Annotated in this window: 20 protein-coding genes and 1 riboswitch; of the genes, 1 reads left to right on the top strand and 19 read right to left on the bottom strand. The window is 42.2% G+C overall.

The genetic code is table 11. The features are described from left to right. Window position 1: 1 nt before the first annotated feature. The 6 genes from WMO43_RS00250 to nifJ form a co-directional block, all read right to left on the bottom strand. Window positions 2-586: a flavin reductase family protein gene (locus WMO43_RS00250; protein ID WP_177962801.1), complete on the bottom strand. Its 585-nt coding sequence runs from the start codon at window positions 584-586 to the stop codon at window positions 2-4. Window positions 587-628: 42 nt separating this feature from the next. Continuing rightward, the gene (locus tag WMO43_RS00245; protein WP_353529288.1) at window positions 629-2,305 is read right to left on the bottom strand and encodes a putative manganese-dependent inorganic diphosphatase; all 1,677 of its coding nucleotides are present in this window, start codon (window positions 2,303-2,305) and stop codon (window positions 629-631) included. A 19-nt stretch (window positions 2,306-2,324) separates the two neighbouring features. Then, on the bottom strand, window positions 2,325-2,948 hold the full coding sequence (locus WMO43_RS00240) for a hypothetical protein (RefSeq protein WP_353529287.1): 624 nt from the start codon (window positions 2,946-2,948) through the stop codon (window positions 2,325-2,327). Window positions 2,949-3,054: 106 nt separating this feature from the next. Then, the gene (locus WMO43_RS00235; RefSeq protein WP_353529286.1) at window positions 3,055-3,933 is read right to left on the bottom strand and encodes a glycosyltransferase family 8 protein; all 879 of its coding nucleotides are present in this window, start codon (window positions 3,931-3,933) and stop codon (window positions 3,055-3,057) included. 478 nt (window positions 3,934-4,411) lie between these two features. Next, entirely contained in the window at window positions 4,412-4,591 is a 180-nt protein-coding gene (locus WMO43_RS00230) for a hypothetical protein (protein WP_353529285.1), read from the bottom strand. A gap of 121 nt (window positions 4,592-4,712) precedes the next feature. Continuing rightward, window positions 4,713-8,252 carry a pyruvate:ferredoxin (flavodoxin) oxidoreductase gene (gene nifJ, locus WMO43_RS00225; protein ID WP_177962805.1) on the bottom strand — a complete coding sequence of 1,180 codons (3,540 nt, stop codon included), beginning with the start codon at window positions 8,250-8,252 and terminating at the stop codon, window positions 4,713-4,715. Between the two features lie 307 nt (window positions 8,253-8,559). On the opposite strand from nifJ, the gene WMO43_RS00220 reads away from it, so the two are divergent. Then, the gene (locus WMO43_RS00220) at window positions 8,560-10,200 is read left to right on the top strand and encodes an ABC-F family ATP-binding cassette domain-containing protein (RefSeq protein ID WP_353529284.1); all 1,641 of its coding nucleotides are present in this window, start codon (window positions 8,560-8,562) and stop codon (window positions 10,198-10,200) included. Window positions 10,201-10,374: 174 nt separating this feature from the next. On the opposite strand, the gene WMO43_RS00215 is transcribed toward WMO43_RS00220, so the two are convergent. From WMO43_RS00215 to WMO43_RS00155, 13 genes are all read right to left on the bottom strand, one after another. Then, window positions 10,375-10,974 (bottom strand): thiamine phosphate synthase, encoded by a 600-nt coding sequence (locus WMO43_RS00215; protein WP_353529283.1) that lies wholly within the window; start codon window positions 10,972-10,974, stop codon window positions 10,375-10,377. Next, a complete protein-coding gene (gene thiH, locus WMO43_RS00210; protein ID WP_353529282.1) occupies window positions 10,967-12,220 on the bottom strand; it encodes a 2-iminoacetate synthase ThiH in 1,254 nt (417 codons plus the stop codon). Before thiH ends, WMO43_RS00215 begins: the two co-directional genes overlap by 8 nt. 12 nt (window positions 12,221-12,232) lie before the next feature. Then, window positions 12,233-13,003 (bottom strand): thiazole synthase, encoded by a 771-nt coding sequence (locus tag WMO43_RS00205; protein ID WP_353529281.1) that lies wholly within the window; start codon window positions 13,001-13,003, stop codon window positions 12,233-12,235. Between the two features lie 16 nt (window positions 13,004-13,019). Continuing rightward, a complete protein-coding gene (gene thiF / locus WMO43_RS00200) occupies window positions 13,020-13,664 on the bottom strand; it encodes a thiamine biosynthesis protein ThiF (RefSeq protein WP_353529280.1) in 645 nt (214 codons plus the stop codon). Further along, window positions 13,657-13,851: a sulfur carrier protein ThiS gene (gene thiS, locus WMO43_RS00195; RefSeq protein ID WP_353529279.1), complete on the bottom strand. Its 195-nt coding sequence runs from the start codon at window positions 13,849-13,851 to the stop codon at window positions 13,657-13,659. The genes thiF and thiS overlap by 8 nt, the downstream gene beginning before the upstream one ends. 154 nt (window positions 13,852-14,005) lie before the next feature. Further along, window positions 14,006-14,111: riboswitch (TPP riboswitch) on the bottom strand. Window positions 14,112-14,131: 20 nt separating this feature from the next. Then, window positions 14,132-14,854, bottom strand: a complete 723-nt coding sequence (fliD, locus tag WMO43_RS00190; RefSeq protein WP_353529278.1) for a flagellar filament capping protein FliD — start codon at window positions 14,852-14,854, stop codon at window positions 14,132-14,134. Between the two features lie 107 nt (window positions 14,855-14,961). Next, complete coding sequence (locus WMO43_RS00185) at window positions 14,962-15,648, bottom strand: uracil-DNA glycosylase (protein WP_177962813.1); 687 nt, start codon at window positions 15,646-15,648, stop codon at window positions 14,962-14,964. 4 nt (window positions 15,649-15,652) lie between these two features. Further along, a complete protein-coding gene (gene hisF, locus WMO43_RS00180; RefSeq protein WP_177962814.1) occupies window positions 15,653-16,414 on the bottom strand; it encodes an imidazole glycerol phosphate synthase subunit HisF in 762 nt (253 codons plus the stop codon). After that, a complete protein-coding gene (gene hisH / locus WMO43_RS00175) occupies window positions 16,414-17,034 on the bottom strand; it encodes an imidazole glycerol phosphate synthase subunit HisH (RefSeq protein ID WP_353529277.1) in 621 nt (206 codons plus the stop codon). Before hisH ends, hisF begins: the two co-directional genes overlap by 1 nt. Further along, entirely contained in the window at window positions 17,031-18,704 is a 1,674-nt protein-coding gene (locus WMO43_RS00170) for a hypothetical protein (protein WP_353529276.1), read from the bottom strand. Before WMO43_RS00170 ends, hisH begins: the two co-directional genes overlap by 4 nt. Before the next feature lie 78 nt (window positions 18,705-18,782). Continuing rightward, on the bottom strand, window positions 18,783-19,691 hold the full coding sequence (locus WMO43_RS00165) for a chemotaxis protein (protein WP_177962817.1): 909 nt from the start codon (window positions 19,689-19,691) through the stop codon (window positions 18,783-18,785). 111 nt (window positions 19,692-19,802) lie between these two features. Then, the gene (locus WMO43_RS00160) at window positions 19,803-20,522 is read right to left on the bottom strand and encodes a hypothetical protein (RefSeq protein WP_177962818.1); all 720 of its coding nucleotides are present in this window, start codon (window positions 20,520-20,522) and stop codon (window positions 19,803-19,805) included. Window positions 20,523-20,582: 60 nt separating this feature from the next. Then, window positions 20,583-22,073: a sensor histidine kinase gene (locus WMO43_RS00155; protein WP_353529275.1), complete on the bottom strand. Its 1,491-nt coding sequence runs from the start codon at window positions 22,071-22,073 to the stop codon at window positions 20,583-20,585.

Here is a 22,073-nt window from a genome sequence, read left to right as displayed (position 1 = left end):
TTTACTTTTTTCTTTTCTTCTTCTTTTTCTTTTGAACTGAATACCCGAAACTTCCCACCTTTTTTCCCAGTAAAAAATATTCTCCGTGGGAATAGGTGACCAGTCCTGTATCATTCAAACAGAACTTTCCTTTTTCATTCAGATAATCCTCATCTATGTGAACTGCCTCTACGGTGGCAAGGAACATATGATGAGAACCTAATTCTTTGCACTCTGTCACTTTACATTCGATATTGACCGGACTGTTTAAGATCATCGGTGCATGGATTTTTTCTGCCTCCGCTTTTTCTAAACGCATTTCCTTAAATTTATCTACATCTCTTCCGGAACGGACACCGCAATAATCAGCAGCCTTTACTAACTGCTCCGTTACCAGATTAATGACAAATTCTCCGCTTTCCTTTATCATTCGGTAGGAATGACGCTCCGGACGCACAGAAATGGACACCATCGGCGGATTGGTGCAGACCGTTCCTGCCCATGCCACGGTGATAATATTGTCCTGTCCGTCCCTGTCACGCACACTGACCATGACTACCGGAAGGGGATAGAGCATATTTCCCGGTTTCCAGACCTGTTTTCCCATCTTAACTCTCCTTGCCTTAAATACTTTCGTATATCATTCCGCTTACTGATCTTCCTGCTGCATTGCCGTGATCAGACTTGGGATCAACTGTTTCTTTCTTGAAACTACTCCCGGTAACATCAGACTGTAATCATCTGCCGACAGATGATAAGCACTGGTCGCTAATTCCACTGCATCCTTGCCACAGCACAACAGTTCCGTCGATTCATTCAGAATATCTGTCAGCATGACGAAAACCATATCCACTTTTTTATCGGACATCACCTGATTCATATAATCATGTATCTTCTCTTTGATGCCGCTCAGTTCCTCTCTGCTGACTGCACTGATCTGCGCCACACCAAATGCAGTATCGCCTGCATGGAAGGTCTTAAAGTCCTGATAAAAAATCTCATCCACTGTCTTGGATGCAAAGTCGCAGCCCGCACGGAACATTCTGTCTGCTAGATCCACAATATCTACTTTTGCAATAGCGGCTAAAGCTCTCGCTGCCTCATGGTCCGCCTTCGTACAGGTTGGGGAACGGAACATCAGAGTGTCTGAAAGAATTGCGGATAATAAAAGTCCTGCAATTTTTTCTTCGATTTCAATTCCTGACTCACAATACATCTGATAGACGATCGTGGATGTGCAGCCTAACGGCTGATTCCGGAAAAATACCGGAGACATGGTTTCAAGACTTCCTAATCTGTGATGGTCAATGATCTCTAAGATTTCAGCTCCCTCGATTCCGTCAATTGCCTGTGACTTCTCATTGTGATCCACTAAGATCAGTTTTTTCTTGTGCATATTCAAAAGGTTACGTCTCGAAACCATTCCTAAATATCTTCTCTGGTCATCTAATACCGGAAAATCACGATGTCGTTTTTTCGACATCACTTCCCGCACTTCATCGACATAATCGTCAATATCAAACGTAACAAAGTTTTCTTTTTTCATAAAATATTTAATTGGCATACTCTGATTGATCAGACGTGCTGCCGTAAAGGTATCGTATGGCGTGATAATTACGACACAATCTCTCCGGTTTGCCATCTCAAGTACCTGTGCAGACACCTGTGTCCCGCCGGTCACAACCATACAGCTTGCATTTTCCTCTAATGCACAGATATGGGTTTCATCCCGGTCACCTACAATGACAAGATCATCACTTTCGATGCACTCTTCTATCACATCCCGGCTTCCGGTTGCTACCACCACTTTTCCACGCAAAAAATAGGCATGCTCATTTCCGGCTAAAAGCGTGCCATTCAAAGTCTCTACGATATTTTTATACTGGGTTCTTGCACGGGATAAGATATGGTTGTCATAGACATCCATATAGGACTCTGCAATATCACCGGTAATGATCAGTCCCTCTAACTTGTCTGAAGCACTGGTAACGGCAAGTGTCATTACATTTTCTGTTTTCATCAGTTCCCATGCTTTTTTTAAGGAAATATGTCCGCTGACACCGGCAGTTCTGCGAAATGCAATATCCTTTACCTGTGCACCCGCATCTTCTGCATATTCCGGCGGTTCTACGCCAAAATGCTGCAGCACATACTTCGTCTCCTCATTGATACTCCCTGCCCTTTTGGGAATGTAATGAAAACCGTCCTGAAGACGGTTTTTCAAATTTGCATAACAGATTGCCGCACAGATCGAATCCGTATCCGGATTCTTATGTCCGATAACCCATATATTATTTTCCTGTTGATAATCCAATTCTAACCTCACCTGATCTCTCTTCTAAAAACTAAAAAGAAAATACTCCTGCAAAATACAGAATCACTCCTGCAAGTGCTGCAAGATTACATACTAAAAGTCCAATCGTCCATCCGAAGAAATGCTTGATGGATTTCATGCTCTCATCTGCTAAATCTACTTTTTCCATCTTCTCCGCAAATTCCTGCATTAAGCCCTGTATATTGCGGTAACATTTTACGTTTTCCGTATGTATCTTCTCAGAAATCTCCTGCTGTGCTCCGGTCAGCTCTTTTGTCATCTGACCAAAGTCCTGAGACATTCCATCCAATGCATTCTTGATGTCCTCTGTATTGTCATTTTGCTGAACTTCGATTTTTTTGATCAGTTTATCAACCTGTTCTTCTACGTTACCAACTAAAGAATCGGCTTCTCTCTGACGCTCATCCAACTCCATCTGAAGCTTTGTTGCCTTACTCTCACGTTCATCTACTAACAACTGTAACTCTCTGACTTTGGTTTCTTTGGTATTAATCAAATCCTGCAACTGCTGTGCCTTATCTCTAAATTCATCAATCTGTTTTAACAAAAAATCGTCCATATTCTTCTCCTTACTCTCGTTCCGTATCTCTCTCTTACGGCTTATCTGCTGTTTTTTCTGTCTAAAAAGCCGCATCACAGACTCCTCCCGAATTTACATTCTGCGACTATTTTATCATTTAATAGAGAGGTTGTCTACTCACAAAGATGCACAAGATTTGACGAATTTCGACTTAACCCTTTCATTCATCCGCATATTTCTGCCAGACTTCTCCCATCGGTACTTCTCCATTCCACGGCTTTTTAGCACTGATATAATGGATGATACGGTAATCCTCCCTGCGTAAATCCAGATACAGCTCACGGAATTCCTTCCGGTCACATTCTAAATAAAATGCGATATTATTCATATAATTCCACTTGCAGTCCACCTGTTTGATGTTTCCTTCTAACAGAATATTTAATACATCCTGATCGTTATAGAAAAAATTCCTGCTGTGCAATGTCTCTACAACGTCCCGAAAAGAAACTTTCTGTCTGCATTTTTCTAGATCAAACAACAGTACCCCCGCATTGACGTAGCCGCCCGGGTCCTTGATTCCCAACACATCCGTACAATAATTCAGGACATTATATGGTTTATTATCTAAAAAAATCGCTCTTTTGGTATAGGCAAGCCAGCGGAATCCCACATCTTCCACGCCTGCTGCAGATTTTCCTTCCAAATCCACATCAAATAACTCTCCTACATCTCCTGTTACAATAATGTCACAGTCTAAATACAGCATCCGCCTGTAGTTTTGAAACAGCTTTGAAAAAAGCAACAGACGATAATTCGTCTCTACGGCATAATAACACCCAACGTCTGACTGCAATTCACGGTCTGCTTCGACCACATTAACAAAACGGATAGACACACCGGATTTTCCATCTGCTAATCCTAATATCTCTCCCTGATGCTCTCTTGAAATTCTCTTATGTAAAATAATAATATCATAGCTTCGCTCCCTGTTACGGTTACATAACAGGGAATAAATGGCAACTTTCAGATAGGGTGCATAGTTGTCATCACTTGCAAAGCATATGGAAACCGGCTCAAAGGCCTGCTGGATTGGCTGCATACTCTGTTCCTCGTTTATTTTCTACATAGCCGCAAAAATAATAAATATATGTCTGAATATGGATATGCTACGGCTTGTGTTTGTATTTTTGTATTATTTTTATTATTACTAAGATACTGAAAAACGTCAAGTCTGTCTACCTGATTGTCCAAAAAAGTACCTGATCGTGTTTTGTCTTAGACAGACTCCTGTCCTGTTCTTTTCTGTGAATTTTTGAATATTTGTGAATTTTTACGATACTTTTGATATTTTGATATTCATGATATTTTTGATGTGCTTGATACTGCTGATATTCATGATACTTTTGATATTTTGGGTGTTTTTAAAACTGTTAGATTGTTGACCGGAACATACCCATTTTTTTGAATCTGTTAGATTACTAAGCGGAACATACCGCCTCTTTTGAAATCTTTCCATGGTAAGCTCCCTGTCATGATTCGATTTGACTGCTTTGAATGATCGGATGACAAAATCCCACCTACATCTTTGCAAGATTTCCTGCATAGTCGTTCTGTGCCTCAATATCATAGCCAACTTTCAGTTCATTGCTTGCGTAAACATCTAAACGGACGCTTCTGAAATCGGAACTGATCAGAATACTGTGTTCCACATGCACACTGACCTTCGGCACCTTGAAACTAAGGATAATTTCTAACACAAGCTGGCATATCCATCGCAGGTGACCTATATATTGAGCTTTACAACAGGATCCCCTTAACAGCAAAAAGAAGCAGCAGACTTACGTCTACTGCTTCCTTTATTTCATTTATGAAACGATCTTAGTTCTCGCCACCATATAAGGTAATAAGTTTGTTGAGGTATTCATAACGCTCTTTTGCTGTCTCTTCAGATTTTGCAAATAATTCTTCTGCTCTTTCTGGGTTGAATCTTGCTAATGCGTTGTAACGAACCTCTCCGTTTAAGAATGCTTTGTAATCTCCTGTAGGAGCTTTGCTGTCTAAGGAGAATGCAGCTTTGCCTTCTGCTTTCAGAGCTGGGTTGTAACGGAATGTATGCCAGTAACCAGCCTCAACAGCTAATTTCTCCTCTGTCTGAGCTTTGCTCATACCAACTTTGATACCGTGGTTGATACATGGAGCGTAAGCGATTACTAATGATGGTCCCGGATATGCTTCAGCTTCTGCAATTGCTTTTACACACTGGTTGTAATCAGCACCCATTGCGATCTGTGCAACATATACATAACCATAGCTCATTGCGATAGAAGCTAAGTCTTTCTTCTTCACTTCTTTACCGCCTGCTGCGAACTGTGCGATTGCACCTGTTGGTGTAGCCTTTGAGGACTGTCCACCTGTGTTAGAGTAAACCTCTGTATCGAATACCATGATGTTTACATCCTGTCCGCTTGCTAATACATGGTCAACTCCACCGAATCCGATATCGTATGCCCAACCGTCACCACCGAAGATCCACTGGGATTTCTTAGCTAAGAAATCTTTTTCAGCAAGGATATCTTTAGAAGCGTCACATCCGCAAGCCTCTAATGCAGCTACTAATTTATCTGTTGCAGCACCGTTTGTTACACCGCTGTTGAAGGTATCTAACCATTCCTGTCCGGCAGCTTTTACGTCTGCGTTTTTACCATCTGCAACTAATGCTTCTACTTTGGACTGTAATTTAGCTCTGATTGCTTTATGTCCTAATAACATACCATAACCAAACTCAGCAGCATCCTCGAATAAGGAGTTAGACCATGCAGGACCATGTCCTTTTTCGTTTACTGTGTATGGTGTAGAAGGTGAGGAGTTACCCCAGATAGAAGAACATCCTGTTGCGTTTGCAATGTACATTCTATCACCGAATAACTGAGTGATCAGTTTTGCATAAGGTGTCTCTCCACATCCACCACAAGCTCCTGAGAACTCAAGTAATGGCTGTTTGAACTGAGAACCTTTTACAGTTGCTTCTTTGAATTTTGCTACTACTTCCGGTTTTGGATCTAAGGTTACACCATAGTCGAAGTATTTCTGCTCGCCTACGTTCTCTTCGCAGTTAGCCATAGTGATTGCCTTTTCACCCTTCATACCAGGACATACGTTTACACAAGAACCACATCCTGTACAGTCAAGAGCAGATACTGTGATAGAGAATTTGTATCCCGGCATTCCGTTCATGTCCTTCATCTGCATTCCTTCCGGAGCCTTAGCAGCCTCTTCCTCAGTCATAGCAACCGGACGGATAACTGCATGAGGACATACATAAGAACAGATGTTACACTGGATACAGTTTGCAGAATTCCATACTGGAACGTCTACTGCGATACCACGTTTTTCAAATGCAGATGCACCGGATGGTGTCTGGCCATGCTCGTATGTCTTAACTACAGATACAGGAATCTTATTTCCTTCCTGAGCATTTACAGGGATCTGGATATCGTTAACGAAATCTACAACGTCTTTTCTGTCTCCGGTTGCTGTCTGTGCAAAGCTCTCGTCTTTTGCATCTTTCCAGCTTGCAGGTACATCGATCTTAACAACACCCGTTGCTCCGGCATCGATTGCATCGTAGTTCATCTGTACGATCTTATCACCTTTTTTACCATAAGTAGCTTTAGCTGCTGCCTTCATTAACTCGATTGCAGTCTCCTCTGGGATGATTGCTGCTAATTTGAAGAATGCAGACTGAAGTACTGTGTTGATACGTCCGCCAAGTCCGATCTCTTTACCGATCTTGATACCATCGATGGTATAGAACTGGATATCGTTCTCTGCGATATATCTCTTAACCTGTCCAGGTAAGTGTGTCTCTAACTCTTCCGGTGTCCATGAACAGTTCAGTAAGAATGTTCCGCCCGGTACTAATTCCTGAACCATGTTGTACTTACGAACGTAAGATGGGTTGTGGCATGCTACAAAGTTTGCCTGCTTGATCAAGTAAGTAGACTTGATTGCCTTCTTACCAAAACGTAAGTGAGACATTGTAACACCACCGGATTTCTTGGAGTCATAGTCAAAATATGCCTGAGCATACATGTCTGTGTTGTCTCCAATGATCTTGATGGAGTTCTTGTTAGCACCAACAGTACCGTCAGCACCAAGTCCCCAGAATTTACAGTTGATGGTTCCTTCCGGTGTTGTAACAGGATCTTCTTTTACTTCAAGAGAAAGGTTTGTTACATCATCGTAGATACCGATTGTAAATCTTTCTTTTTCTGTGTTGTTGTATACAGCGATGATCTGTCCAGGTGTTGTATCTTTAGAACCTAAACCGTAACGTCCGCTTGTAATCTTAACAGAATCAAACTTGCTTCCCTTTAATGCTGCTACTACGTCTAAGTATAACGGCTCGCCAAGAGAACCAGGCTCTTTTGTTCTATCTAATACTGCGATAGATTTTACTGTGTCCGGAATTGCCTCGATCAAAGCTTCTTTGCAGAATGGTCTGTAAAGACGTACTTTTACAACTCCGACTTTCTCGCCTCTTGCCATTAAGTAATCGATTGTCTCATCGATCGTATCACATACAGAACCCATAGCGATGATGATCTTCTCAGCATCAGCAGCTCCGTAGTAGTTGAATAATTTATAATCTGTACCGATCTTCTCGTTTACTTTGTCCATGTATTTCTGTACGATTGCAGGCATTGCATCGTATGTGGAGTTACAGGACTCTCTTGTCTGGAAGAAGAGGTCAGGGTTCTGAGCAGAACCTAACTGGCATGGATGATTTGGATTTAAAGCTCCTTTTCTGAACTCATCGATCGCGTTCATATCTACCATGTCTTTTAAGTCTTCGTAATCCCATGTCTCAATCTTCTGAATTTCGTGAGATGTACGGAATCCGTCGAAGAAGTTGATGAAAGGAAGTTTTCCTTCTAATGCTGCACAGTGAGCAACAGGAGTTAAGTCCATTACTTCCTGTACGGATGATTCACAGAGCATTGCAGCACCAGTCTGACGACAGGCGTAAACGTCTGAATGATCACCAAAGATATTTAATGCGTGGGTTGCAACACAACGTGCGGACACATTGAATACACCCGGAAGTCCTTCACCAGCAATTTTGTAAAGGTTAGGAATCATTAATAATAATCCCTGGGAAGCTGTATAAGTAGTTGTAAGAGCACCTGCTGTTAAGGAACCGTGTACAGTACCTGCTGCACCTGCCTCAGACTGCATTTCTGTTACCTGTACGGTCTGTCCAAAGATGTTCTTTCTTCCCTGTGTTGCCCATTCGTCCGTAGCTTCTGCCATTACGGAAGATGGAGTGATCGGATAGATAGCTGCAACATCTGTATATGCATATGAAGCATGAGCTGCTGCATGGTTACCATCCATAGTTTTCATTGATCGTTTCATGATACTTTTTCCTCCTATTTTTGTGTATCCCAGTGTGACTGGTACCATACGCAAGGTATGGTAAAGAACCAAATTCCTGACAATGTTTTCACAATGTCTCTAATATAGTAATATAATGAAATTTGTCCAAAAAATCAATAGTTTTCCCTGAATTCCTAAAGATATTTTTGTTTAAAATTAAGAACATAAACAGGTGCTTTGTACAAACCTCTCTGTTTTCCACGAAAAAACTTGCAAAATACGGATTTTACGTTACAATATTAAAGGATTAGGAAAAAGAACACATTATATAGAAAGGTTATATCTTATGATAAGTGCAAACAACATTACCTTAAGGCTGGGGAAAAAAGCCTTATTTGAAGATGTCAATATTAAATTTACCGAGGGCAACTGCTACGGTATGATCGGTGCGAACGGCGCAGGAAAATCTACTTTTTTAAAAATCCTTTCCGGACAGTTAGAACCGACAAGCGGAGATATCGTCATCACTCCGGGACAGCGTTTAAGTTTCTTACAGCAGGATCATTTTAAATATGATGCATATACGGTTTTAGATACCGTTATCATGGGAAATCAGCGTCTTTATGATATTATGAAGGAAAAAGATGCGATTTACGCAAAAGAAGATTTTTCGGATGAGGATGGCATCCGTGCCAGTGAACTCGAAGCAGAGTTTGCCGAAATGGACGGCTGGAACGCCGAGTCTGATGCGGCTATGCTGTTAAACGGTCTTGGTGTTCCTACTGAGAACCACTACTCTATGATGTCCGAACTTCCGGGTGCTCTCAAAGTCAAGGTACTCCTTGCACAGGCGCTTTTCGGCAATCCTGACATCCTGCTCTTAGATGAGCCGACCAACCACTTGGATTTAGATGCCATTGCCTGGTTAGAGGAATTTTTGATCAATTTTGAAAATACCGTGATCGTGGTTTCCCATGACCGTTATTTCCTGAATAAAGTCTGCACCCATACCGCTGATATCGATTATGGAAAGATCCAGCTCTATGCAGGTAACTATGATTTCTGGTATGAATCCAGCCAGCTTTTAATGAAACAGATGAAGGAAGCCAACAAGAAAAAAGAAGAAAAGATCAAAGAGCTGCAGGAATTTATCTCCCGTTTCTCTGCAAATGCTTCTAAATCCAAGCAGGCAACTTCCAGAAAGAAAGCGCTTGAAAAGATCCAGTTGGATGAGATCAAGCCTTCGAGCAGAAAATATCCTTATATTGATTTCCGTCCGGAGCGTGAGATCGGCAACGAAGTCCTGACTGTAGAAGGATTGAGCAAAACGATTGACGGTGAAAAAGTATTAGACAATATTTCCTTTATCGTCGGACACGATGACAAGATCGCTTTTGTCGGTGGAAATGAATTTGCAAAGACGGTTCTCTTTAAAATTTTAACCGGAGAAATGGAACCGGATGAGGGAACCTACAAGTGGGGCGTAACAACTTCACAGTCCTATTTCCCAAAAGACAATACGGAAATCTTTGATACGGATTTAGCGATCGTTGACTGGCTGACACAGTTCTCTGAGATCAAGGATGCCACTTATGTCCGCGGTTTCTTAGGCAGAATGTTATTTGCCGGAGATGACGGAGTCAAGAAAATGCGTGTGCTTTCCGGTGGTGAGAAAGTTCGTGTACTGCTCTCCCGTATGATGATCGAGGCTTCTAATGTCCTCATCTTAGATGAGCCGACCGACCACTTAGACATGGAATCCATTACTGCTTTGAACAATGGTCTAATCAAGTTCCCTGGTGTTCTGCTCTTTGCATCCAGAGACCACCAGATCGTCCAGACCACTGCGAACCGTATTATGGAGATTCTTCCAAACGGTACTATCATTGACAAGATTACAACTTATGACGAGTATCTTGAAAGTGATGAGATGGCAAGAAAACGTCAGGTGTATTCGATGTCATCGGATGATGAGAATGATAACTAGAAAACATTAAAAAAATGATTGATACAACTTGGCTATGATACAAATCAAATATTCCAAGTTTCATCTCCATTGCACAAAAAGAAACTTTCCATATTTGATTTGTATCGTTGCAATTTGTTGTCAGAAGAAAAAATGTTTTTGAATCCTATCTGACTGGGGAGCTGCTTGTATTATTTACTTATCATGCTTTAAGCATTTCAGATATTCCCGCACATCTTCACACTGCATCCATCCACTCATGATACAACCGCCGGCTGCACCGGCATTTTTTATTTCCTGGATATTCTCTGCACCGATCCCACCGATGGCATAGACTGGTACGGAAACTGTTTCACAGATTTTTTTTAAAAATCCTATGCCTCTTCCGGGCAAGCCTTTCTTACAATCGGTTTCATAGATATGACCTGCCGTTATATAGGTACAGCCAAGGTTTTCGGCTTCTACTGCTTCTTTTAAGGAATGACAGGAAGCTCCAAGTATCTGAAATGCATCCCGTTCTTCTTTCGACAGAGTGCGAAGTATCGGCATTGGCAGATGTATGGCATTACATGCAAGTTTTCTTGCAGCATTTGTATATGTGTGCAATATGCATTGCATTTTTTGTCTTTGGCATATAGTAAGTACCTTTTCTGCCAATGCCTGATATTCCTCTTTGCTCAGGTCTTTTTCCCGCAAAATGATTCCTGCCGCTTCTGTCTTGGCAATCTTTTCAATCCGGACAAGAAAATCTTCTTTACAAAGACTACGTTTTGTAACACATAAGATATCAGACATATAGATAATCATTCAGCACAGGCTGTAAACCTTCCCCGGACATATCCTGATACATTTTCTCAAGGCTTCGGCTGTCGTCAATCTCAAACTGCTCGTCACCCTGTTTACAGTCTGTCTCCTTTCCACTGTATTTGCTCTCATGGTCTCCGATGCCGGTAGAAACTCCTGCGGAGACTTTTGTTGCCGCAATCTTCACAATTCCGTTACGGAATTCTGCACTTTCACGGGAAGATACCGTAATTCCCACAAACGGCAAAAAAATACGATACGCACAGAGGATCTGGCAAAGCTGCTTTTCATGCACATCCAATGGATTGATCTTATCGTTATTGATGATCGGACGAAGTCTCGGACAGGATAAGGACATTTCTGCATGCGGATATTTACGCTGCAAATAGTATACATGCAGTGCACTTGCAAGCGCATCTTTACGAAAATCCGAAAGTCCTAACAGTGCTGAAAATGCAACTCCACGCATCCCCCCCATCAGAGCCCTCTCCTGTGCGTCAAAGCGGTAGGGCCATACACGTTTGTGTCCTGCTAAGTGCAGGGTTTCATATTTTTTTGCATCGTATGTTTCCTGAAAGACAGTGACATAATCTGCTCCGCACTCATGAAGATAACGGTACTCCTCCGTATTGACCGGATAAATCTCAAGTCCCACCATGCGGAAATATTTTCTTGCTAACTTACAGGCCTCTCCGATATAAGCCACATCACTCTTACTCCTGCTCTCTCCGGTCAGGATCAGGATTTCTTCCATTCCGCTGTCTGCAATGACCTGCATCTCATGTTCGATCTGCTCCATACTGAGTTTCATACGGCTGATATGGTTATAACAGTTAAAACCGCAGTAAACGCAATAATTTTCACAATAATTAGCAATATATAAAGGAGTAAACAGATATACCGTATTGCCAAAATGTTTCCCGGTCTCTAATCTCGCCCGTTCTGCCATCTGCTCTAAAAAAGGCTCTGCCGCCGGGGATAATAACGCTTTAAAATCCTCTACCGTACAGGTTGCATGCTCTAATGCTGCCCGCACATCTTTTGCCGTATATTTTTCATAATCATAAGTCTGAACCTGTCCCATTACCTCGGAACAGACATTAGAATCAATCTGCTCCATTCCCGGCAAATACTCCATATGGTTTTTTCGAAAAGACGGGTCTGTTTCTAAACGGTGTTTCCGCTCTAAGGCTTCTTTTGACAAATATTCTGAATCTACAAAAAACTGATTTTCCAAAATCTTTCCCTCCTAATCACGCAGAAAACCTGTCAACGGGTCAGATGCGGCTGCACCTCTTGTTAAGACTCTTCCAAGTCCCGCTAAATAGGCTTTACGTCCTGCTTCGATCGCATCTTTAAACGCCGATGCCATCATCGGAAGATTTCCGGCTGTCGCAAGTGCCGTGTTTGCCATAATTGCAGCAGCACCCATTTCCATTGCTTCGCATGCCTGTGAAGGTTTTCCAATACCGGCATCCACAATGATCGGAAGTTCGATCTCATCGATCAGAATCTGGATAAATTCTTTTGTTGCAAGTCCTTTATTAGAACCGATCGGGGATGCAAGCGGCATAACCGCAGCCGCTCCGGCATTGACAAGATCACGGGCAGCATTCAGATCCGGATACATATATGGCATGACCACAAATCCTTCCTTTGCTAAAATTTCTGTTGCCCGGATCGTCTCCTGGTTATCCGGCAGCAGATATTTAGAATCCCGCATGATCTCTACTTTGACAAAATCACCACAGCCTAACTCTCTCGCAAGTCTGGCAATGCGGACTGCTTCTTTTGCATCTCTTGCGCCACTGGTATTCGGAAGCAATGTAACTCCCTTTGGAATAAAATCCAAGATATTTTCCTGCTCCTTTGTATTTGCCCTTCGAACGGCAAGTGTAATGATCTCTGCTCCTGCATCTTTAATCGCTGCTTCGATCAGGTTTAAAGAATATTTTCCTGAGCCGAGAATAAATCGTGACCGGAACTCATGTCCGCCAATGACAAGTTTATCGTTATCCATGTTCGTACCTCTTTCTTTATACTTCAAATTCTTTTGCTAATATCCGTAAGACCATATGCGCCTCATGTGCTGCACAGAGCATTACGCGCGAAGAGACAAGTCCAATGTCATCTCCCACGTCGCTGACTCCATCTCCGCACAGATAAAAACGTTTTGTGATCTGTCTGGTTCTAATACTGTTTGCACTGCCGATGCCAGCCATCCCGGAAGCCGCCACAAAATATTTCTGTGGAAAATTCTCCAATACCGAATTGGTCAGCATTGCCTTTGCCTGTGCATCATCAAAAGCCTCACAGATCACATCTGCCTCTTTTAATAATTCCACAACATTCTGCTCCGTCATGCGGGTAGTATGTGTTTCAAGCTCTACATAGGGTGCAATTTCTTTTAAATTTTCGGATAGTGCTTCTGTCTTATATCTTCCAATCTGTGATGCCTTATATTGCTGCCTGTGCAGATTCGTAACATCCACTTTGTCAAAATCGATCAGGATCAGTTTTCCTACTCCTGCTCTTGCAAGGGATATTGCAATATTCGACCCTAAGCCGCCAAGTCCGCAGATGGCAACGGTTGCTGAAAAAAAATGCTGCTGCAGTTCTTTGCCCTGCCGCTTTTCTAAGGCCTGTCTCATCTCTTCTTTTGTCGGTATCAAATCAGCCACCTCCTACAAAACTGACTACTTCCACAATGTCGCCATCCTGCAATATCGTTGTTTCATACACTGCTTTTGGCACAATTTCTCCATTGCACTCTATCGCGATCCGCCGGATATCATAGCTTGTTGTTGCTAAATATTGTGCAATTGTTCTGCCTGCTATCTCCAGACTCTCTCCATTGATCTTTACCATTTTATTCCCTCACTTCCTGTTCTTTTCAAAGAATTCTTTCTTTGAACGATATTCTCATGGAGTTTTATTAAAAAATATTTATATAAATAATTTTTTGCAAACCAAAAAACGGAAAGCTACCGATTTGATAACTTTCCGTCTATGAAATACGAAAACATAATTTCCTAAACATCCCTACGTTGGCATTATCCAAATCAGGTCATCGGTCGAAGGTTCTACCTTCCTCTCAGCCTGTAACACAAGCTCCCGTCGTTCTATTCTGTTTTTGTCCCGCCGTTAATTAGAACCAGCTGTTAAAATTGGTTCCTGTATTTGTCGTGCTGTAGCTGCCATACTTATTATAAGTATCTGCTTCTCTGCCTGCATAATAGTCGATCAAAGATGTTCTGAGCCCTACCTGATATCCATAAGAGGTATTTCCCTTAAACAGTGCCTCCACCTTTGACATATCTGCTTTCTTAAAGGTATCTTCATCAATAGACAGCTTGTTATCTGCTTTGACCGTGATTCCGATTGCCTTTAATAAAGTCTCATTGCCGGTTGTCGTAGCTGTCAGGCTGCGTACGTTATTCTTTACACCGCTGACACTGCTCTTGTTTGTAGTATCGATCAGATTATTATAATCTTTTACAAACCGGCTGACTGCTTTGTAAATCTTATCTGTGTCATAGGTCTTTGTTACCTTACCGTCCTCGCCCTTTGTCTCTGTCGTTTTAAACAAAGATTTCGTGCCGGTTGCCATCAGTGCATCTGTAGATTTTTTTAAATCGGTTGCACTTGTCTCGATCTCAGTCTGGACACGCTCTGCTGTTGTTTTCGTCTTATTTGTCTTAGCACTTTCTGTTGCAGATTTGGTGGTCTTATCCTGACCATAATAAGCCTTCATCAGCTTCTTATATGTGCCGCTGCGGATAAAGGCCCAGTCACTCAATACAGATGATGAATTGTTACCAAATAAACTGCTCATGCCAAATGAACTGTTACTTCCGAATAATCCTGCCATAATATCACTCCTTTGAAATTAATCTGAACATCCGTGTTCTACCTAGTCTTCCTATTCTCTATATCGTCATTATAGCCCTGATTGTTAATATTTACAAGTAAATATCTTTATTTTTCCTGCTTTTTGTTCTCAATCTGCCAGTCGATCGGTTCGATCCCATGCTCTTTTAAGAACTCATTTGCCTGACTGAAATGTTTACAGCCAAAAAATCCACGGTATGCCGACAATGGACTTGGATGCGGTGCTTTTAAGATCAGATGCTTTGGATTGGTCAACATCGGTATCTTGCTCTGTGCAGGTCTGCCCCAAAGCATGTAGACGATCGGACGGTCCTGTGCATTCACGGCATGGATGATCGCATCCGTAAACTGCTCCCAGCCTCTTCCCTGATGAGAATTTGCCTGATGCGCCCGCACTGTCAATACCGTATTGAGCATCAATACTCCCTGTTCTGCCCATTTGACCAGATAACCGTTATCCGGGATATAACATCCTAAATCCTCCTGCAATTCTTTATAGATGTTCTCTAAAGAAGGCGGAATGTCCACGTCCGGTTTTACCGAAAAGCACAATCCATGTGCCTGCCCCACGTTATGATATGGGTCCTGCCCTAAAATCAGCACCTTGACATCTTTTAACGGTGTCAGATGAAGTGCATTGAAAATATCATCCGCCGGAGGATATACCACTGCGGTACTGTATTCTTTTTGTACAAATTGGTACAACTCTTTATAATATGGCTTTTTAAACTCCTCCTGCAAAGCAGGCAGCCAGTCATTCGTGATCATTGCCATAGCATTATCTCCTCACCGGTATACCTTTATCTGCTAAATAATTTTTTAAATCCATAATCTCTAATTCTTTATAATGGAAAAGAGAAGCGGCAAGTGCTGCATCTGCTTTTCCGTCTGTCAGTGCCTCATAAAAATGTTCTTTGGTTCCCGCACCACCCGATGCAATGACCGGAATCGAAACATTTTCTGCAATCTGACGTGTCAATTCGATGTCATAGCCTGCTTTTGTTCCGTCACAGTCCATACTGGTTAAAAGAATCTCACCGGCTCCTAACCGATCTGCCTGCATTGCCCATTCCACGGCATCCATGCCGACATCGATCCTTCCGCCGTTTTTATAGATATTCCAGCCGGAACCGTCGGCTCTTTTTCCGGCATCAATTGCTACTACCACGCACTGGCTGCCGAATTTATCTGCCGCATCACTGATCAGCCGCGGATTGTTGATCGCAGAAGAATTGATGGAAATTTTATCCGCACCTTCCCGCAAAAGCACCTTAAAATCTTCCACGGTACGAATACCGCCGCCTACCGTAAATGGTATAAATACTTTTTCTGCAACCTTGCGGACCATGTCCACAACGGTCTCTCTCGCATCTGAAGTTGCCGTAATATCTAAAAATACCACTTCATCTGCTCCGGCTTTATCATAAGCCGCCGCAACCTCAACCGGATCTCCGGCATCTCTTAAATTAACAAAATTGATTCCCTTTACAACTCTTCCGTTATTTACATCCAAGCAGGGAATGATCCTCTTCGTAAACATCAGTCCTGACCTCCCTGCAGATTTGCAAAATTTTTAAGCATCTTAAGTCCTACCGTACTGCTCTTTTCGGGATGGAACTGACATGCAAAAATATTGTCTTTTTCTACGGAAGCATCAATCATGGTACTGTACTCCGTTGTTGCTTTTACAATATCAGGCTCTGCTGCTTTTAAATAATAGGAATGTACAAAATAGACATATGGCTGCTGTTCGATCCCTTCAAAAAGCCTGCCCTGATTCTGTAAATTCAGGGAATTCCAACCGATATGCGGAATCTTCAAACCTTCCTTATCCGGTATCCGAAGGATTTTTCCATCTAAAAGGTGAAGTCCTTCTACACCCGGACTTTCCTCACTCTCTTCAAATAAAAGCTGGAGTCCGAGGCAGATACCGAGTAACGGTATCTTTTTTTCTGCCACTTCGCGGATCACCTGATCCAAGTCATATTTTTTCAGATTATGCATGGCATCCGAAAAGGCTCCGACTCCCGGAAGGATGACCTTATCTGCCGACAGGATCGTCTGAAAATCTCTTGTGATCACACTCTCCTGTCCCACTGCTGCCAATGCCTTTTCCACACTCTTTAAATTACCTGCATCGTAGTCTATGATTGCTATCATTTCTCTTCCTGTCCTAAATTCATTTTCTGGATGATCTTTTGAATCTCTTTGCTGTATTCTTCACGGTCTTTGATCTTATAGAGCTTTCGTGCATCGTCCGTGCTCATTCCAAACTGCTGGTCAAGAGCCTCTTCTAACTGATCTTTCAGGTGGTTCATCTCACCCTCTCTACCGTATTTCTTAGCATTATCAAGTCCCTTGTCATAGCGTCCGATACCTCTGACTAACGCATCCAGTGCGAGATCATACTTATCTGCTCCCATCAGGGTAAGGTATGCCTGATACTGTTCCTGCACGGCTGCCATCGTGGACACCTCTTTATAGAGTTTCTGATCATTTCCCTTTAAATTCAGTCCGCTCAGCTGTTCATATGCTTCCACATATTCGCCATTGTCCATCGCCTGTTTTGCGGTGTCTATGTAAGAATTCTTTCCACTCAGTTTCATCATCAAAAGGACTAATGCAAGAATTGAAAATGCCATTAAAAAGATTAAAATGACCGGCTTTTTCGGAAGTGGAGGCGTATTGTCCGGCTCTTCCGGTTTTGGCTCCTTCACCTTCTTTTCCCGCTTCTTTCTTGGTTTCTTTTCCTTTGGCTCTTTTTCTTTCTTCTCTTTCTTGGCTTTCTTCTTGTCCTTTTTCGCCTGTTTCTTATCCTCTTTTGCAGCTCCTGCCTGCTCTGCGGCCTCTAATTCTTTCAGAATCTGAAGATTTTCATCGGAGATATTCTCTAAATCCTGACTTTCCGGAACCTCTACATGCTCTACATCTGTGGATTCTTCTTCTCCGAACAACGTTGCTGCTAACTTTGCAAAGAAACCTTTCTTTTTCTTAGGCTTTTTCTTTTCGTCATCCGCTTTTTCTTTCGTACCTGTGGCTGCACTGCCCGAAGAGGCTGCTTTTACACCTTCATCATATGCCGCTCCGGTTTCCTGTAATGTAATATCATTAGAGTCTGCATTTAAGAGGTCTCCGATCTCGGAAAGGTCTGCATCACCCTCTACCCCATTTAAAAGCTCTAACAGATCAGCATTTGCACTGTCAAGTTCTCCGATCGGCTCCTCTTCGGCATACTCCGGCTCTGAACTCTGTGCTTCCTGTGCTGCTCCCTCATCAGAAACGCCTGACATCTCTCCCTGTTTAGAAGTTCCCTGTGGTGTGCCCTGATCGGTATCATTTGCAGATGCATCGGATACAATCTCTTCTAAGTTTTCAAAAAACTCTGCATTATCCGCCGATGCTGCTGCCTGTGTGTCACCCGATACAGTCTGTTCACTTGTAGCACTGCTGCCCGCGGTGCTGTTTTCGACTGCATTGCTGACCATGTCTGCAATATTTCCTGCATTTTCATCTACATAACTCTGTGTATTGACGGACTCATTAGCTTCATTCTCTTCTTCCTCTGCTAACTCTAATTCAAACTGACGCAGAAAATCATCCACATCTTCCTGTTCTAACTCGCCTTCAAATTCCTGTAAAAAACGCTGTTCCTCTTCCCTCTTTTTGCGCTGTTCCCGTTTGTATTCCTGTTCACGCTCAAATTTCCGGAATGCTTCACTGGCATTATCATACGGGTCGCTGCCTGAATATGACTTCGACTTTTTTCCTGACATATTGGTATTATTAATGCTATTGAGCAGGCTGTCTAAATAATCTTCTGTATTCGCCATTGGAACTTCACCTCACTGTACTTATTAAGGGATGTGACAATCATCACATCCCTTTTTCATTCTAACTTTATTGAATTACTATCTGGACTGATCGATCAAACGGTCGATAGCTTCCACTAAATGACCTATCTCTGGTTTTGTTAACTGTGCATCGGCTCCTAATGCCTCGCCTTTTCTACGCATTTCCTCATTTACCAAGGATGAGAAGATAACAACCGGAATCTTCTTCAACTCATCATCCTCTTTGATCAGCTTGGTCAGACGGTGTCCATCCATCAATGGCATCTCAATATCCGTAATGACACAGTGTACATCTTCTAATGCTGTTCCGTTTCTCTGGAATTCTGTCAGCTTATCCCATGCTTCCTGTCCGTTCATGGTAACGATCAGATTGGTATATCCTGATTTTTTCAGACAGTCTGTGATCAGTTTACTCAGTAATGGGGAATCTTCTGCGATCAGGATCGGAGAATCACATCTCTCTCTTTCTCCTAAGTTATCAATATCGGATACCTTAAGTCCTGTCTCCGGACTGATGTCTGTCACAATCTTCTCGAAGTCTAAGATAATGACTAACTTATCCTCTAATTTGATCACACCGGTTGATACTCCGTCGTTCTCTGCATTTACGGTAGAATCCGGTTTGATGATATCTGCCCATGATACTCTGTGAATACCGATTACTTCATCTACATGAAATGCAATATTTAACTTATTAAAGTTTGTAATGATCAATAATCCTTCATCGGTTACCGTACTGTCTGATAATCCTAAGCAATGCTTTAAATTAATAACCGTAATCATAACATCACGCGGCATAAAGATTCCTTCAACACTAGGATTTGCATTTGGAATCGGTGTGACCGGCTGATATGACAAAATCTCACGGATTTTGGCAACGTTAATTCCATAATGATTCTTGCCCAGTGTAAATTCCAACACTTCCAACTCATTTGTTCCGTTCTCTAATAGAATATTTGTATCCATATCCGTTCTCCTCTCGAGTTGCTCACTATACTTATTCACATTATATCAGACATTCAGATAATTTGCACGATTTTTTCCGAAAAAGCTCATTCTTTTTTGTAATTTCTGTAATCATTGCAATTCGGAAACAGTTGATGTGCTTCCATCCGATACTTTTAACTGTAAAGAAGTAATATTTTCTACATTCTGTTTCTCTGTTTCAAACAGGAGTACACATTCCTGTGCGCTGCCTCCTGCGATCGTTCCCTGATAGGTTCCCAAATCATTCAAAAGAATGCTGGTCTGCGCAGCAACCGTCTTGTCACCGTTGATCACCACTCTGTATTTCAGATTCTTTTTGAGCATATCACATTCGATATCTCCTCCTGTTGCTTTCAGGTTAACATGTACTACCAGAAATGTCTTGCCTGCTGTTGCATTCATGGCAAAATAATCTGACTCTACATAGGAATCTGTTACATCATAATTTTCAAATGACGCATCCAGCCCATCTTCTAACTTTAATGCCTGTCGCAAAGATACTGTCTCTGCTTTTGGCTTTTCTGTCTCTGCTGTTGTATTCTTTGCAGAATCTCCCGAAGTCTCCTGCTTGTCCTTTGTATCGGTCTGCGTTGTCTTAGAATCCGCCGTGTCTTCTGAAAAATCCTCCTGCTGGATCTTGATAAGTCCTTCATCCTGTCTGTCATTATATCTGGTCACAACATGTGCTGCATAGGCTGCAACCTTCTCCTGTTCTTCGCTTGACAGATCATATGGCTTTGTTCCACATCCCGCAGTCGATAGCATGACTCCGCAGAGCAGTATACTAACCAGTCCTTTTTTCCGTCCCATGATCCTCTCCTTAAAATCGTATCTCTCTTCTTATGATGTTAACAGATTTTTCGCAATTTATCAACTGTTATTCGCACAATCCCTGTCCAATTCAAACCAGAATTCCACACCGTTTTCCCGGTTCTTTGCTCCACATTCCCGATGATGGGACTCCATGATCGCTTTGACGATGGAAAGCCCGATACCACTGCCCCCGTACTCTCTGGTTCTTGCCTTATCCACTTTGTAAAACTTGTCCCAGATATTCGGCAGATCTTCCTCCGGGATCGGGTTTCCTGTATTGAATACGCAGACCCGGACACTGTCCTCTTTTTTCTCATAGGTGACTTCTATGTGCTTCTCAAAATCCGCATGGTTGATCGCATTGCTCAAATAATTTGTCATGACTTCTTCGACTTTAAATTCATCTGCCCAGACATAGACGGATTCCTCCGGATACGTCACGGTAATATCCTTTTGCTTTAACAAGATTCCCGAAGATGTTACTACACCTTTGACTAATTCAGTCAGATCAAACCGTTCCATGGTCAGGGTGTCATTACCAAATTCTAACTGGTTCAGGGTCAGGAGTTTTTTTACCATCTGATTCATCTTATCGGCTTCATCCATGATGACTTCGCAATAAAAATCCCGGCTCTCTTCGTCATCGTTAATGCACTCCTGAAGTCCTTCCGCATATCCCTGTATCAGTGCTAACGGTGTCTTTAATTCATGGGATACATTGGATAGGAATTCTTTTCGCATCCGATCGATCTCTTCTTTTTTCTCTATGTCTTTTTTCAGTTCGTTGTTCGCACTCTTTAATTCTGAAATAGTAGTCTCTAACGTGGCTGACAGCATATTCATATGTTCGCCTAACTCATCCACCTCATTCTGGCGTTTGTTCGGCTTATATTTTGCATCAAAATCCAGCTCTGCCATTCTTTTTGAGATTTTTGTAAGCTGCAGGATCGGTCCCGTGATCCGACGGCTGACAAAGATTGCCAGAATGGCACAGCAGACCGTTGCCATGACCGCAACATATGCTAAGAATTCATTGGCGATCATAACGCTCTCTTTGATACTTGCCAATGCGGTACGCATTAATACCAGATTGCCGTCTTCTAAAGTCCCCCACAGCACCAGATAATCGGCTTCTAACCGGCTGTCCTGCTGTTTTTCGATGATGTAGTTATCTGTTGTCTTGATGACCTCGGATGCATGCTTATTGGAACTTTCATATAATGCCCCATAGAACTGATTTTTTAATTTTTCACTATTGCCCGCCGAAGAACGCAATACCTGTGCATCCGGACTCAACACCAGTATCGAGATGTTTCCATTGCTGCAGATCCGTTCAAAAGCAATGTCGAATTCATCACTTTCAAAAGTGTCGTTGATGACCGCTTTATCGATCGTGTGAAAACCTTCTAATAAGGCATTTTCTTTATTGACGGTATAAAAAGACTCCAAAAAGGTGCTATTCAAAAACCAGCACAGTAATACTGTGCCGGTTACCATCCCTATCATCGTATATGCTATGTTTCTCGTAATTGAATATTTTTTCTTCAT

The organism is Maccoyibacter intestinihominis (genome assembly GCF_040096355.1).
GTDB lineage: Bacteria > Bacillota > Clostridia > Lachnospirales > Lachnospiraceae > Maccoyibacter > Maccoyibacter intestinihominis.
Note: the sequence above shows the minus strand (reverse complement) of the source record. Positions and strands in the feature narration are given on the sequence as shown.

Bases quoted from the DNA above. Each gene is read 5' to 3' on its own strand.
- WMO43_RS00250 (WP_177962801.1), bottom strand. From the start codon at position 586: ATGGGAAAACAGGTCTGGAAACCGGGAAATATGCTCTATCCCCTTCCG.
- WMO43_RS00240 (WP_353529287.1), bottom strand. From the start codon at position 2,948: ATGCGGCTTTTTAGACAGAAAAAACAGCAGATAAGCCGTAAGAGAGAG.
- WMO43_RS00235 (WP_353529286.1), bottom strand. From the start codon at position 3,933: ATGCAGCCAATCCAGCAGGCCTTTGAGCCGGTTTCCATATGCTTTGCA.
- nifJ (WP_177962805.1), bottom strand. From the start codon at position 8,252: ATGAAACGATCAATGAAAACTATGGATGGTAACCATGCAGCAGCTCAT.
- WMO43_RS00220 (WP_353529284.1), top strand. From the start codon at position 8,560: ATGATAAGTGCAAACAACATTACCTTAAGGCTGGGGAAAAAAGCCTTA.
- WMO43_RS00215 (WP_353529283.1), bottom strand. From the start codon at position 10,974: ATGTCTGATATCTTATGTGTTACAAAACGTAGTCTTTGTAAAGAAGAT.
- WMO43_RS00205 (WP_353529281.1), bottom strand. From the start codon at position 13,003: ATGGATAACGATAAACTTGTCATTGGCGGACATGAGTTCCGGTCACGA.
- thiS (WP_353529279.1), bottom strand. From the start codon at position 13,851: ATGGTAAAGATCAATGGAGAGAGTCTGGAGATAGCAGGCAGAACAATT.
- fliD (WP_353529278.1), bottom strand. From the start codon at position 14,854: ATGGCAGGATTATTCGGAAGTAACAGTTCATTTGGCATGAGCAGTTTA.
- WMO43_RS00185 (WP_177962813.1), bottom strand. From the start codon at position 15,648: ATGGCAATGATCACGAATGACTGGCTGCCTGCTTTGCAGGAGGAGTTT.
- hisF (WP_177962814.1), bottom strand. From the start codon at position 16,414: ATGTTTACGAAGAGGATCATTCCCTGCTTGGATGTAAATAACGGAAGA.
- hisH (WP_353529277.1), bottom strand. From the start codon at position 17,034: ATGATAGCAATCATAGACTACGATGCAGGTAATTTAAAGAGTGTGGAA.
- WMO43_RS00170 (WP_353529276.1), bottom strand. From the start codon at position 18,704: ATGGCGAATACAGAAGATTATTTAGACAGCCTGCTCAATAGCATTAAT.
- WMO43_RS00165 (WP_177962817.1), bottom strand. From the start codon at position 19,691: ATGGATACAAATATTCTATTAGAGAACGGAACAAATGAGTTGGAAGTG.
- WMO43_RS00160 (WP_177962818.1), bottom strand. From the start codon at position 20,522: ATGGGACGGAAAAAAGGACTGGTTAGTATACTGCTCTGCGGAGTCATG.
- WMO43_RS00155 (WP_353529275.1), bottom strand. From the start codon at position 22,073: ATGAAGAAAAAATATTCAATTACGAGAAACATAGCATATACGATGATA.